The following is a 12,877-nucleotide window of genomic DNA, read 5'->3' on the forward strand; positions in this document are numbered from 1 at the left end:
TAAGTATGAGTCAGTCGCCTGAGATTGATCATGCACTGGCCTTGCTCAGGGCTGGACAAGTCATTGGTTTACCAACTGAAACTGTTTATGGTTTGGCAGCAGACGCTAGCGATGAAGCAGCCATTAAGAAAATCTATGAGCTCAAAGGAAGGCCTGCTGATCATCCACTCATAGTGCATATTGCTCCGCCTAGTCTCAAAGATAAAGATTCTGAAGAGGCTTGGAGTCTTGCCTTGCAACCCTGGGCGAGAGATATTCCTGAAGAAGCCTTGGTCTTGGCTAAAACATTTTGGCCAGGCCCTCTAACAATGGTCTTAACTAAAGCAAAACAGGTCAGCCCTCTAGTGACCGGTGGGCAAGACACAGTCGCCATACGTTGCCCAAATCACCCAGTAGCTATTGATTTGCTCAAGCAATGGGGTAAAGGTTTGGTGGCTCCTTCAGCCAATCGTTTTGGCAAGGTGTCGCCAACTTGTGCTCAAGATGTCTTGGATGAGTTTCCTCGTCAAGATTTATTTGTGATTGATGGCGGGGCTTGTCAGGTCGGTATTGAATCTACGATTATTGATTTGACTAGAGTAGAACAGTTGGGGCCTCGTCTTTTGAGGCCTGGCATGTTAACGGAAGATACTATTTTGCAGGCCCTATCTCTAGTGGCAAAAGAGAGTGACGATAGTTCTCCTGTGCCTAGGGTGTCGGGGAGTTTGTCGGCACATTACGCCCCTAAAACCCCGTTGATCCTTAGAGGGCGCAATACCGTTTTGCCTGATTTAAATCATAAAAAAGTAGCATATGTGAGTTTGGGTTTAGATCCTCAACCTTTTGCTCAGGCGAGTGAGTTGACACTTTTGGAGTGGGGTTTAAATCCTGCAAAGTATGCACAGCAGCTCTATCGTGTACTAAGAGATTTTGATAAAGAAAACTACGACTATATTATTTTTGATGAGCCACCTCATGCTCAGGAATGGCTAGCAATATTAGATCGTTTAAAGAGAGCTGCTCGGGGCTCTGGTCATTGATGGCTGGGGCCATCGTCAAGTAACCAGCTCAATAGGGCATCATGTATAGGCCTGCCAGTGTTGGCTAAAGAGTGATTGATCATTGAGCTGACCGCATAGACTTGGCCTGTGCGACTGACTACGTAGCCAGAAATACTGCGCACATCAACCAGTGAACCTGTTTTTATATAGGCGCCGTAGCGTCTTAAACCTACAGGAAAAGTCTCAGTATTTTTTTCAAGAAGTGCTAACTCTTTTTTGCTGGGGAAATATTGTCTGAGCTTGTCGGTCAGACGATGTTTCATGGTGCCATCGACACCGGCAATTGGTAGAGATTCCACAAAATAGTCTCGATAAAAAGAGTTGATGCCTAACATCAGTATTTCATTGAGATGTTGCGATGAGATACGCTCTATTCTGGATAGCCCTGAACCATTTTCAATCACCAGTTCGCTGAATTCTAAGTTTTTCTTTTTAAGCCATTCCTTCATGATGGCAGCAGCATTTTCATTATTCTGAGCCCTGCCATTTCTTTCCAGGGCGAGAGTGAGCATTAATTGCTTAGCCATGACGTTATTAGATAGTTTGTTCACGTCACGAACCGATTCATAGAGCGGGATGCCATAGTGTGTGTGGAGTGGTTTAAAGGAGTTTGTTAGCTGACCTTCTTTAAATTTAGGGGGTCTAAGCCATACACCGCCTGCATCTTCCCAAGCGGCGATGATGCCGTTTTTAAGAAAAGAATCAACGTCTCTCACGACCACATTCCAGCTTAAATTATTACAAGTTTGTGGAAGATCGCCATTAAAGATAGCGGTGATTGCCCCAGCTTTTGTATGTTCAACTTGGATATCAATATTTTGCTTCCAGTCTTGGCAGGGGCGGTCCGTCAGTTTGAGATTATTTTCAATTCTTAAGTTGGCCAGGCGTGGTGTTTGACGGATGATGATATTGCCATTCGACGCTGCACTAATTTGGAAGCTCAAACTATGAAATGCAAACAGCAATGCATCCGGCTGAACGTTATAGGCCCTGAGTGGCTCGCCATCAGAAAAGGAAGATTGGCGGACAGATTGATCATAGCTACTGCGATCAAAAATAAGATCTCCCTGAATTCTTTTGATTCCTAGAGCTCTGAGGTTTTGCATGAGCTTGGCGATTTCTTCAGGAATCAGTTTCGGGTCACCATACCCCTTAATGAGTATGTCGCCTTTGAGTAAATCTTTTTCAATTTGCCCATTCGTAAATAAATCAGTTTTCCAACGATATTCAGGGCCCAAAATTTCCATGGCTGACAGACTTGTCAGTAATTTCATGGTAGAGGCAGGATTCATCGGCTCGGTTGCATTCATTTGCAGAACCGAGTTACTTTGATGGATGGATTGATGAAGTTTTTTTGCTTCTATTTTTTGGACGCTGATGCTAATCGCCTGCCCTGGAATACTACTACGTTGCAGTGCGTTTTGGACTGGTTTAGGTAGAGGACTCTGTGCAAAAGCGAAATGAGCACAGGCCATTAAACACAAAAATGCCCCTTGGAATATGCTCTTTTTCATCATGAGTCATGATTGTAAGTCCCTTCAACAATTGCGCAAGTACTCATTGCAGGCTTTGTATGACTCGTGCTGACCTGAGGAGGCGATTCACTAATTGATGGCTACCCTCGGAACTGATTTCATAGCGATTAGAAAAATGGCTAGCTCGCTCCAGTAGAGGATCGTTGAGCAACAGTGCGCTTGTTTTTGCCTTGTGAGCTAAATGAAGAATAGGCTCACTATTTTCGCCGATATCATCTAAGTGCCTGATGAGTTCGCAAGCCCAATTTTTGTGATGTCTAATCAATTCGTCGTACATCACGGCCATGGTAATGCCGCTATTCTTTAAGCGATTAAGCGCCTCTTGATAGCTGGTTTTCAGGTTTAAATCTTCACAAAACGATGCACCATTAAAGGGTTTTTGAAGAAAACCATCAAAATCATCGTAAAGCTTGAGCCAAGATACAGGCCTTTGGGCGCTTGTTGCAAAAAGAGTAAGCCCTATTTTCTTCTTCAGGTGCTGAATATCTGAAAACAGATCTTGTTCTGGGTGTAAATCCATAATCATGGTCTGAATAGACTCACGTTGAATCAGTTCAAGAACTTCTTCAGTGATTGCTTGATAGGCATAAGTCTGAAAACCTAATTCTTCAAGTGTATGACTCATGATTGCGCAGGCCAATTTATGGTCATCAATAATGCAGACTTTTTGCTGGGTATTAGCTTCTTTTTTGCTTAATGGCATAGATCTCTTTTGGATAGGTTCATGAATGCTTCTTAGAGCGGGAATAAAAAAGGATGCATTGAATCCATAGCTAGGATGGCAATTTACTTCTAGATCACCACCCATTAAGCGAATCATGCGCTGACATATATCTAAGCCAAAGCGTTGATAATCATTTCTGATAGGGCTTACATTGAGTTGGATTTTGTCGGGGCCATTTGCGCAATAGAACTGAATGATTTGACCTGAGTAGTCCTCAGCGCTCACGCGAACATGAAGTTCTACTTGGCCGTGGTATTGGTATTGCAAAGCATTACGCAGAATATTATTCAGAATCTGTTGAATGCGATGGGGGTCTAGCAGTAGGCTAGGCGCCAAACTGCGATCTATGTATACCTGGAACGTACAATCATTTTTCTTGGCAAGATGATGAAGTTTTTTGGCGCGATCTAGAACAATTGTTTTAAGACAATAGGGTTGTAAATTCAGATTGATGAGACCGTCTTGAGATTTATAGATGCTCAGTTGATTATCTAAAAAGCTCTGTAGCTCAGCTATTTCTTCTAAGCTATCGTGTATAGGAGAGTTTGGCTCTAGACCCAGAGCGATTTTTTGGTAAAGAGATTCTAGGTTGGCCAGCGGTGTCCTAATGTCATGCAACAAAATTCTGAGAGCCTCTTCTTGATGATCACCTTGTGTAATTAGTTCTTTATTTTTTAGGAACAAATTCTGGATGGTCGTTTTCATCAACCCCATCGCCAATAGAGTACATGCGATAGTGGCCAAGTAGGCTGCATGCCAGATGCTTTGATTAATTGGGATAGTCATCTGTGAGCTTTGCTGAATTGATGAAGTCAATCAGCTGTTTGATGCTATTGACCTGCAGTTTCTTATAGATGCGTACCTTGTATGTAGCTACTGTTTTATTACTGATTTTGAGAAGGCTTGCAATATCAATATTGCTTTTGCCAGCAGCCATGTGCTCCATGATTTGAAATTCTCGACTAGACAGTTCGCTAATGGCGCGTTCTTGATCTGAGATGGGTTTGCCATATTGATTAAGGCTAAAGAAACTATAGCCACAGGCAACAGCCGTAATCGCTGAGACTAAGAGTTCTGAGCACGCAGTTTTGCTGATAAAGCCATGCGCGCCAATACTTTTGACGCGATAGCTGTAGACCCTTTCGTCAAGAGCAGACATGACTAAGAAACGAATATTAGGATGCGTTTTTTTAACTTTACGAATGACTTGTAGACCATCTACCTTGGGTAGATTGATATCCAGAACCAACATGTCTGGTTCACAGTCTTTAATCTTTTGTAGGCAGGCCATGCCATCATAGGCCTCACCCACAATTTCGAGTAATGAGTGTTTCAAAATCATGGATTTGATTGCCCAACTCATTGCTGGATGATCATCCACTAATAAGATGCGACTTTTTTGCCCACGATTTATGACCATCGGTGAACATCCTTCCATGTTGTGCTCATTTTGTGCATCTGGGCAATCTTTCCCACATCCAATGGACTTGCAATGAGATTGCCGTACCCCCAAGTGAGACCGGCTTGCAGACATAGCTGTCTTTGGCTGATAAATTCGATGCCAGAGACAATGCAATCGACATGGCTAGTTTCACAAATACTTTTCAGAGTGAGAAGTTGTTGGAGGGCCTCGCTGTGAGTGAGCCCATCAATCAGCTTAGATATATCCACATCAATAAACTGCAAGAGTTTTTTGTGGGCAAGTTCTGCCACTTTTTCTTGTCTGCCTTGGTAATGAATGCCAAGCGTGATACCCAAGCGCTTGATTTTCAGTAAGGCGTGAGCTAATGATTTGTCCCCATCGGCTGGTACATTAAAGATACTCATATGTATGAGGCCAAGTGCTAAGTGGTAATTGGCGAACTTATTTTGTAGGGCTAGTAAAAAGCGTTCGGCCTCTAGCCATGAAGCTCGAATCGGAATAATCATTTGGCGTGGTTTTGCCAGACTAGACCAATAACTGGCCGCATCTAGACCGTCTTGAATTAAGCGCAGCGCATCTTCATCAGCACAATCTAGGGTCGGTAGATACAAGACCTTGAGTAATTCCAGGGTTTGAAGGTTGGCGATCGGTAAAAAATCTCTTTGACGGCTTTGCGCCCATTGAGCAATATCTAGGGCTTGTTTGTCTTGCGTCCACTGAAAGGGGCTTTGTATATCCCTCACTTGACGTTTAGGTCTAAGGGACCAATTTCTGAGCAATGCGGATAGCTTCGCCTTAGGCGTCATAAAAAACCTTATAAATCAATGGAATAGTGATTGGCTAGTACGCTAAATGATTAGCGATTGGCTACATGACGTGGGGTTATTGATAAAAATCACCCCCCAACTTGAAAACAGCTCATAGCATCCATATAATTAGCACTCAACCAGTAAGAGTGCTAACAAATGTTTAGAACTGTTATTGGAATTATATTTAAGTTTTTTTACTAACTATTAAGTTAATACTTACTAACCTTTTGAAGGAGTGAATATGAACCTACGCCCTCTACATGATCGCGTAATCATTAAGCGTCTTGATAACGAGACAAAAACTGCATCTGGCATCGTCATCCCAGACAACGCTGCTGAAAAACCTGATCAAGGTGAAGTTTTGGCTGTTGGCGCTGGTAAAAGAGATGAAGCTGGCAAGACCATTCCGATGGAAGTCAAAGTGGGTGACCGCGTGCTCTTTGGCAAATACGCCGGTCAAACTGTGAAGGTCGACGGCAACGAATTACTCGTGATGCGTGAAGAAGACATCATGGCTGTTGTTCAGAAGTAATTAGAGAAGATAGAAAGGAATTCAAATGGCAGCAAAAGACGTATATTTTGGTGATAGCGCCCGTACACGCATGGTTGAAGGCGTGAACGTATTGGCTAACGCAGTAAAAGTGACTTTGGGTCCTAAGGGTCGTAACGTAGTCCTAGAGCGTTCATTTGGTGGCCCATTGGTGACTAAAGACGGTGTATCAGTCGCTAAAGAAATCGAGCTCAAAGATAAGCTCCAGAACATGGGCGCACAGATGGTCAAGGAAGTGGCCTCTAAGACAGCTGATAACGCTGGTGACGGTACTACAACCGCGACAGTTTTGGCTCAATCAATTGTTCGTGAAGGTATGAAGTTCGTTGTTTCAGGTCATAACCCAATGGATTTGAAGCGCGGTATCGATAAAGCTGTTACAGCAGCGATTGAAGAGATCAAGAAATTAAGTAAGCCTTGTACTACCACTAAAGAAATCGCTCAAGTAGGTTCGATTTCTGCAAACAGCGACTACAGCATTGGTGAGCGTATTGCTGAAGCCATGGAAAAAGTAGGTAAAGAAGGTGTGATTACTGTTGAAGACGGTAAATCATTGGCTGATGAATTGGATGTTGTAGAAGGTATGCAGTTTGACCGTGGCTATTTGTCACCTTACTTCATTAGCAACCCAGAAAAACAAGTGGCTGTTTTAGAGAACCCATTCATCTTGTTGTTTGATAAGAAAATCAGCAACATTCGTGATCTCTTGCCAGTGCTTGAGCAAGTCGCTAAATCAGGTCGTCCATTGTTGATCATTGCTGAAGATGTTGAAGGCGAAGCCTTGGCAACTTTGGTTGTGAATAACATTCGTGGCATTTTGAAGACCTGTGCTGTGAAGGCTCCTGGTTTTGGTGATCGTCGTAAAGCGATGTTGGAAGACATTGCGATCCTCACTGGCGGTCAAGTGATTGCTGAAGAAGTCGGTTTGACACTCGAGAAAGCAACATTGCAAGACCTAGGTCAAGCTAAGCGTGTTGAAATTGCTAAAGAAAACACAACCATTATTGATGGTGCAGGTGATGCTAAGAACATCGAAGCTCGTGTTAAGCAAATTCGTGCGCAGATCGAAGAAGCTACAAGCGATTACGATCGTGAAAAACTCCAAGAGCGCGTCGCTAAGTTAGCCGGCGGTGTGGCAGTGATTCGTGTTGGTGCTGCAACTGAAGTTGAGATGAAAGAAAAGAAAGCACGTGTTGATGATGCATTGCACGCAACTCGCGCAGCGGTAGAAGAAGGTATCGTTCCTGGCGGTGGTGTTGCTTTGGTACGTGCTAAACAAGCTATCTTGAATCTCAAGGGTGATAACGATGATCAAAACGCAGGTATTGGTATCGTATTGCGTGCGATGGAAGAGCCATTGCGTGTGATCGTTTCTAATGCTGGCGAAGAAGCTAGCGTGATTGTGAACAATGTTGCCGCTGGTAAGGGTAACTATGGTTACAACGCAGCGAGTGGTGAGTACGGTGATCTCGTTGAAATGGGTGTGATTGACCCAGCTAAAGTCACTAAGACTGCCTTGGTGAATGCCGCATCTGTTGCTGGCCTATTGTTGACGACTGACTGTTCTGTTGTGGAAGCACCAAAAGATGATGCTCCTGCAATGCCAGGCGGTGGTATGGGCGATATGGGTGGTATGGGCGGTATGATGTAATTGCCTGTAACCCAGGTCAAAAGGCGCCTTCGGGCGCCTTTTTTATTGCTCTAAATTTTTATGTTTTTGTTTTCTGCTGGCGAATTGTTTTTTCTTGCTACGCATTACTTGTGATGTTTTTTTCTTGCCATAAGACTTAGGTTGAATACCAGCCTCAAGAAGGGCTTGTCGTTTTATTTGAGCTTGTGTGAGACGCTTGGATATGTTCATGCACTGATCATAGGTGAAATTTAGATATAAAAAAACCACCGACATGCGGTGGTTTATTTTTTAGGATAAAGGATTTACTCCACAGCTTTGACCATATCCTCAATCACCTTCTTCGCATCACCGAAGACCATCATAGTCTTGTCCATATAGAACAATTCATTGTCTAAGCCAGCATAACCTGCTGCCATAGAACGTTTATTAACAATGATAGTTTTGGCCTTAAACGCTTCTAGAATCGGCATGCCGAAGATTGGGCTGCCAGGTGTTCTGGCTGCAGGGTTGACAACGTCATTGGCTCCAAGAACGAGGACGACGTCTGCCTGACCAAATTCACTATTGATATCTTCCATCTCAAAGACTTGATCGTATGGCACTTCAGCTTCGGCGAGTAAGACGTTCATATGGCCTGGCATACGACCTGCCACTGGATGAATCGCATACTTCACTGTGACACCGTTATGGGTCAATTTTTCGGTGAGCTCTTTGAGGGCATGTTGTGCGCGAGCTACGGCTAAACCATAACCAGGAACAATAATGACAGTTTCTGCATTAGTCATTAAGAAAGCAGCATCATCAGCCGAACCCGATTTCACATTACGTTGCTGTTGTGCGCCACCTGCCGTAGCGCTGGTTGCATCGCCACCAAAACCACCAAGAATCACATTAAAGAAAGAGCGATTCATGGCCTTACACATGATGTAAGACAAAATGGCGCCTGATGACCCCACCAATGAGCCAGCAACGATCAACATAGAGTTGTTTAGGGAGAAGCCAATTCCGGCAGCAGCCCAGCCGGAGTATGAGTTCAGCATCGATACCACCACGGGCATGTCTGCACCACCAATAGGAATGATGATTAAAACCCCTAATACGAAGGCAATGACTGTCATGACGATGAATGGGGTCCATGCAGGATCTACACCGGGTGATGTGGCAAACATAATGCCGCCACCGATCATGACAATGGCTAATACTAGATTGAGTAAATGTTGACCAGTAAAGGTGACAGGTGCGCCTTGAAATAAGCGGAATTTATATTTACCAGACAGTTTGCCAAAGGCAATCACTGAGCCTGAGAAAGTAATTGCGCCCACAAAAGTACCAATAAACAACTCAAGACGGTTACCAAAAGGAATGGGTTCACCGGGGCCGGCAATATTAAATGCCTGTGGCTCGGCCACTGCTGCAATGGCGATACAAACTGCAGCCAAACCAATCATGCTGTGCATAAAAGCGACTAGCTCAGGCATTTTGGTCATTTCAACACGCTTAGCCATCACGGCACCGGCGCCACCACCAATGACTAGGCCAGCTAATACATAGCTTAAGCCGGTAGCGAGTGATTCTTTAGCTAGCATCATGATGAGGCCCACGGTCGTGGCCACCGCAATAGCCATGCCGATCATGCCAAAGACATTACCTTTGATTGAGGTCGTGGGGTGAGACAAGCCTTTCAATGCTTGAATAAAGCATATCGATGCCACGAGGTAGAGCAGGGTGACTAAATTCATGCTCATTGCGCATCTCCTTTGGCTTTTTTATCTTTTTTCTTGAACATCTCTAACATGCGACGTGTGACTAGGAAGCCGCCAAAGACGTTGACTGCAGCTAAAGCTACAGCCAGGGTACCCATGCTCTTGCCGAGTGCGCCCTCAGTGAGAGCGGCTGCTAGCATGGCCCCTACGATAATGATGGCAGAGATGGCATTGGTGACCGCCATCAGTGGGGTATGTAGAGCGGGGGTGACATTCCAAACTACATGGTAGCCAACATAGATGGCTAGTACAAAAATAATCAAGTTATAAATAGTGGGGCTGATAACGTCCATGATCTTCCCTATTAGCGGTTATTTTGTCGTAAGACCTGACCGTTTTGGCACATCAAACAGGCAGTCACAATGTCATCATCGGTGGGGATGGCTAATTTAGCTTCCTTATCAATAATGAGTTTCATAAAGTCCATTAAGTTTCTGGCATACAGGGCTGAAGCGTCTGCGGCAACCATACCCGCTAAATTGGTGTAACCAATCAATATCACACCATTTTTGTTCACCACTTGATCGGCTTCTGTGAGAGGACAGTTACCCGCTCCGTTTTCTCCTTTACCTGCTGCAAGATCAACCACCACAGAGCCTGGTTTCATTTGTTGAACGGTTTCTGTGTGTAGTAGGGTGGGAGCCTTACGTCCGGGAATTAATGCTGTCGTAATAACGATATCGGCTTGTTTGGCACGCTCTGCAACTAAAGCGGCTTGCCTTTGCATCCAAGCTGCAGGCATGGGGCGCGCATAACCACCAACACCTTGAGCAATTTCTCTTTCTTCCTCGGTTTCATATGGCACATCGACAAATTTTGCACCGAGTGATTCAATTTGTTCCTTAGCTGCCGGTCTCACATCGGAAGCCTCAATCACGGCGCCTAAGCGTTTAGCAGTCGCAATTGCTTGAAGACCTGCCACACCTGCACCCAAGATCAAAACCCGTGCGGCTTTCACTGTACCGGCTGCTGTCATTAGCATCGGCATGAAACGTTGGTAATGATGTGCTGCAACCATCACCGCTTTGTAACCAGCGATGTTGGCTTGTGAAGACAGTACATCCATACTTTGCGCTCGCGTTGTACGGGGGGCTGCTTCAAGAGCAAAAGCAGTAATCCCCTTTTGGGCCATAGCGGCATTATTTGCATCATCAAATGGATCAAGCATGCCTAAGAGCACTGCATTGGCTGACATTTTGCTAAGTTCAGCATCGCTTGGCGCACGGACTTTAAGAACTAGCTCTGCACCAAGTGCCTCGTCGGCGTTACCTATTGTTGCACCAACGCTTTCATAGGCGCTATCAGGTTGGCTACTGGCTACGCCAGCACCTTGTTGAATGATGACAGTGTGACCTTGACTGATATACTTTTTTACAGTTTCAGGTGTGGCAGCTACACGGGTTTCGCCAAATCTGGTTTCCAAAGGAATACCAATACGCATGAGGGTTCCCCTCCATTGTTATAAGTTGTATAGGTTTATGAAAGTAATTTCCTGAGGTTTAATTTACCTCACTTTTGATGTCACTTTAACACGCATTTATACTAATTTCTTACTAGCAATTTTTGCTAACTGTTTGAAACACTTGAATTTTTATGAACTTAAGTCAGCTAGATACCACCTTTACTCAGCAAATTGACAGTCCTAAGACTAAAACCGTCGTAGTGGGGATGTCTGGTGGTGTTGACTCATCGGTCACAGCTTGGTTACTTAAACAACTGGGCTTTCAGGTGATTGGCCTGTTTATGAAGAACTGGGAAGATGATGACAATAGTGAATATTGCTCTTCTCGTCAGGACTGGATTGACGTTGTTTCTGTAGCTGATTTGATTGGGATTGACGTTGAAGCAGTGAACTTTGCCGCCGAATATAAGGATCGAGTATTTGCAGAATTTTTGAGAGAGTACTCAGCGGGGCGCACACCCAATCCGGATGTTTTATGTAACGCCGAAATTAAATTCAAAGCCTTTTTGGATCATGCAATGAGATTGGGCGCCGATATGATTGCCACAGGGCATTATGCGCGCACCGAAGTGCATGATGAAGTTGAGTTACATAAAGCGAGTGATCTGACTAAGGATCAGAGTTATTTCTTATATCGTTTGAGTCAAGCTCAGTTGCAAAAGGTGATTTTCCCATTAGGGGGTATTCATAAAACGCAGGTCCGAGCGATTGCACAAGATATCGGATTACCCAATGCAGCCAAAAAAGACTCTACCGGTATTTGTTTTATTGGAGAGCGACCTTTCAGGGAGTTTTTAAATCGATATTTGCCTACTGCCAAAGGCCCTATCAAAAATGACCGTGGTCAGATTGTTGGAGAGCATGTCGGCTTGGCTTTTTATACCCTCGGTCAAAGAAAAGGTATTGGCATCGGCGGTCAAAAGGAAAGCTCTGGGGATCCTTGGTTTGTTGCTAAAAAAGATATGGCGACTAACACCTTATATGTGGTGCAAGGCCATGATCATCCATGGCTACAAAAGAAGCAATTGCAGGCCAGCCAACTATCTTGGACTTCTTTACAAGCCCCTGAAGCTGGAGCATTCACTGCCAAGACGCGTTATCGGCAGGCCGATGCAGCGTGTCATCTCAACTATCTCGGGTCTGAGCGTATTGAATTAAATTTTGCTCAAGAGCAGTGGGCAGTCACCCCAGGCCAGTCGGCAGTCTTGTACAAGGGTACGCGCTGCCTAGGCGGTGGCATTATTGATACCTAAAATGGCTTAGAGGGGTGGTACTGTTTGTGCAAATGAGGGGCGTTGCATCAATTTCTTGTAAAGCTCACTCAGGTTCGGATATTGATGCGCCCATTTCAGCTCTGGAAAGCGGAAGTTGAGATAGCCCAACGCACAACCGACGGCAATATCCGCCAAAGATAGCTGTTTACCAAAACACCACTCATTTTGATCCAGACTTTTTGACATTGTCTCTAGCGATTGATTGACTTTTTCCATCTGTCGATCAATCCAGGCCTGGCTTTTTTCATGGTCAGGGCGCCAAGTGGCTTCTAGACGCGCCAAAATAGATGCATCTAGCACCCCGTCGGCGAGTGCTTCCCAGGTTTTCACGGCAGCTCTCTCTTTGCCATTGATCGGGATTAACTTATTCACGGGGCTCAGGGTGTCGGCATATTCAACTATGACCCTAGAATCAAACATGGCACCGCCATCATCTAGGATGAGACAAGGAATCTTGCCTAGAGGGTTTGCTTGAGCAATCGTGGTTTGTTGATCCCAAACATTTTCTAAGATGAGAGGAACCTCGATTTTCTTTTCAGAAAAAACAATGCGTACCTTACGTACGTATGGGCTAGTGTGTGATCCAATGAGTTTCATGATGCTGAGTATAGCTATTTCGTGTGACCTTAGCAGAAGGACTAAAATCACCATTTAATTGTTAGTT

At 44.6% G+C, this 12,877-nt stretch carries 13 protein-coding genes; 4 read left to right on the forward strand and 9 right to left on the reverse strand.

Annotation, left to right across the window (positions count from 1 at the left end):
• Positions 1-5: 5 nt before the first annotated feature.
• On the forward strand, positions 6-1,019 hold the full coding sequence (locus tag ICE94_RS05450) for an L-threonylcarbamoyladenylate synthase (RefSeq protein WP_216149622.1): 1,014 nt from the start codon (positions 6-8) through the stop codon (positions 1,017-1,019).
• On the opposite strand, the gene dacB is transcribed toward ICE94_RS05450, so the two are convergent.
• Genes dacB through ICE94_RS05470 form a run of 4 tightly spaced genes read right to left on the reverse strand, consistent with a single transcriptional unit; the run spans position 1,013 to position 5,528 of the window.
• Complete coding sequence (dacB, locus tag ICE94_RS05455; protein WP_216149624.1) at positions 1,013-2,557, reverse strand: D-alanyl-D-alanine carboxypeptidase/D-alanyl-D-alanine-endopeptidase; 1,545 nt, start codon at positions 2,555-2,557, stop codon at positions 1,013-1,015. The two genes, ICE94_RS05450 and dacB, sit on opposite strands and share 7 nt — an antisense overlap.
• A 40-nt stretch (positions 2,558-2,597) precedes the next feature.
• Positions 2,598-4,085 (reverse strand): ATP-binding protein, encoded by a 1,488-nt coding sequence (locus ICE94_RS05460; protein ID WP_216149626.1) that lies wholly within the window; start codon positions 4,083-4,085, stop codon positions 2,598-2,600.
• Positions 4,069-4,719 carry a response regulator transcription factor gene (locus tag ICE94_RS05465; RefSeq protein WP_216149629.1) on the reverse strand — a complete coding sequence of 217 codons (651 nt, stop codon included), beginning with the start codon at positions 4,717-4,719 and terminating at the stop codon, positions 4,069-4,071. The genes ICE94_RS05460 and ICE94_RS05465 overlap by 17 nt, the downstream gene beginning before the upstream one ends.
• Positions 4,710-5,528 carry a hypothetical protein gene (locus tag ICE94_RS05470; RefSeq protein WP_216149630.1) on the reverse strand — a complete coding sequence of 273 codons (819 nt, stop codon included), beginning with the start codon at positions 5,526-5,528 and terminating at the stop codon, positions 4,710-4,712. Before ICE94_RS05470 ends, ICE94_RS05465 begins: the two co-directional genes overlap by 10 nt.
• A gap of 244 nt (positions 5,529-5,772) precedes the next feature.
• On the opposite strand from ICE94_RS05470, the gene groES reads away from it, so the two are divergent.
• Together groES and groL are read left to right on the forward strand one after the other, a co-directional pair.
• Complete coding sequence (groES, locus tag ICE94_RS05475; RefSeq protein WP_216149632.1) at positions 5,773-6,063, forward strand: co-chaperone GroES; 291 nt, start codon at positions 5,773-5,775, stop codon at positions 6,061-6,063.
• A gap of 25 nt (positions 6,064-6,088) precedes the next feature.
• The gene (gene groL / locus ICE94_RS05480) at positions 6,089-7,732 is read left to right on the forward strand and encodes a chaperonin GroEL (protein WP_216149634.1); all 1,644 of its coding nucleotides are present in this window, start codon (positions 6,089-6,091) and stop codon (positions 7,730-7,732) included.
• 42 nt (positions 7,733-7,774) lie between these two features.
• On the opposite strand, the gene ICE94_RS05485 is transcribed toward groL, so the two are convergent.
• The 4 genes from ICE94_RS05485 to ICE94_RS05500 all read right to left on the reverse strand — a co-directional run bounded on the left by ICE94_RS05485 (position 7,775) and on the right by ICE94_RS05500 (position 10,918).
• Entirely contained in the window at positions 7,775-7,942 is a 168-nt protein-coding gene (locus tag ICE94_RS05485) for a hypothetical protein (RefSeq protein WP_216149636.1), read from the reverse strand.
• A gap of 74 nt (positions 7,943-8,016) precedes the next feature.
• A complete protein-coding gene (locus ICE94_RS05490; protein ID WP_216149638.1) occupies positions 8,017-9,459 on the reverse strand; it encodes an NAD(P)(+) transhydrogenase (Re/Si-specific) subunit beta in 1,443 nt (480 codons plus the stop codon).
• The gene (locus ICE94_RS05495; protein WP_216149640.1) at positions 9,456-9,770 is read right to left on the reverse strand and encodes an NAD(P) transhydrogenase subunit alpha; all 315 of its coding nucleotides are present in this window, start codon (positions 9,768-9,770) and stop codon (positions 9,456-9,458) included. Before ICE94_RS05495 ends, ICE94_RS05490 begins: the two co-directional genes overlap by 4 nt.
• Before the next feature lie 11 nt (positions 9,771-9,781).
• Entirely contained in the window at positions 9,782-10,918 is a 1,137-nt protein-coding gene (locus ICE94_RS05500) for a Re/Si-specific NAD(P)(+) transhydrogenase subunit alpha (RefSeq protein ID WP_216149642.1), read from the reverse strand.
• A gap of 152 nt (positions 10,919-11,070) precedes the next feature.
• Between ICE94_RS05500 and mnmA the strand changes: the two genes are divergently transcribed.
• Entirely contained in the window at positions 11,071-12,192 is a 1,122-nt protein-coding gene (mnmA, locus tag ICE94_RS05505) for a tRNA 2-thiouridine(34) synthase MnmA (RefSeq protein ID WP_216149644.1), read from the forward strand.
• A gap of 6 nt (positions 12,193-12,198) precedes the next feature.
• Here mnmA and ICE94_RS05510 read toward each other — a convergent pair whose 3' ends face one another.
• Positions 12,199-12,810: a glutathione S-transferase N-terminal domain-containing protein gene (locus ICE94_RS05510; protein WP_216149646.1), complete on the reverse strand. Its 612-nt coding sequence runs from the start codon at positions 12,808-12,810 to the stop codon at positions 12,199-12,201.
• Between the last annotated feature and the right edge of the window lie 67 nt (positions 12,811-12,877).

Source organism: Polynucleobacter sp. MWH-Loch1C5, assembly GCF_018881775.1.
Lineage (GTDB): Bacteria > Pseudomonadota > Gammaproteobacteria > Burkholderiales > Burkholderiaceae > Polynucleobacter.

What these genes read in the sequence shown, in the direction of transcription:
- ICE94_RS05450 (WP_216149622.1), top strand. Translation starts at nt 6, where the DNA reads ATGAGTCAGTCGCCTGAGATTGATCATGCACTGGCCTTGCTCAGGGCT.
- dacB (WP_216149624.1), bottom strand. Translation starts at nt 2,557, where the DNA reads ATGATGAAAAAGAGCATATTCCAAGGGGCATTTTTGTGTTTAATGGCC.
- ICE94_RS05460 (WP_216149626.1), bottom strand. Translation starts at nt 4,085, where the DNA reads ATGACTATCCCAATTAATCAAAGCATCTGGCATGCAGCCTACTTGGCC.
- ICE94_RS05465 (WP_216149629.1), bottom strand. Translation starts at nt 4,719, where the DNA reads ATGGTCATAAATCGTGGGCAAAAAAGTCGCATCTTATTAGTGGATGAT.
- ICE94_RS05470 (WP_216149630.1), bottom strand. Translation starts at nt 5,528, where the DNA reads ATGACGCCTAAGGCGAAGCTATCCGCATTGCTCAGAAATTGGTCCCTT.
- groES (WP_216149632.1), top strand. Translation starts at nt 5,773, where the DNA reads ATGAACCTACGCCCTCTACATGATCGCGTAATCATTAAGCGTCTTGAT.
- groL (WP_216149634.1), top strand. Translation starts at nt 6,089, where the DNA reads ATGGCAGCAAAAGACGTATATTTTGGTGATAGCGCCCGTACACGCATG.
- ICE94_RS05485 (WP_216149636.1), bottom strand. Translation starts at nt 7,942, where the DNA reads ATGAACATATCCAAGCGTCTCACACAAGCTCAAATAAAACGACAAGCC.
- ICE94_RS05490 (WP_216149638.1), bottom strand. Translation starts at nt 9,459, where the DNA reads ATGAGCATGAATTTAGTCACCCTGCTCTACCTCGTGGCATCGATATGC.
- ICE94_RS05495 (WP_216149640.1), bottom strand. Translation starts at nt 9,770, where the DNA reads ATGGACGTTATCAGCCCCACTATTTATAACTTGATTATTTTTGTACTA.
- ICE94_RS05500 (WP_216149642.1), bottom strand. Translation starts at nt 10,918, where the DNA reads ATGCGTATTGGTATTCCTTTGGAAACCAGATTTGGCGAAACCCGTGTA.
- mnmA (WP_216149644.1), top strand. Translation starts at nt 11,071, where the DNA reads ATGAACTTAAGTCAGCTAGATACCACCTTTACTCAGCAAATTGACAGT.
- ICE94_RS05510 (WP_216149646.1), bottom strand. Translation starts at nt 12,810, where the DNA reads ATGAAACTCATTGGATCACACACTAGCCCATACGTACGTAAGGTACGC.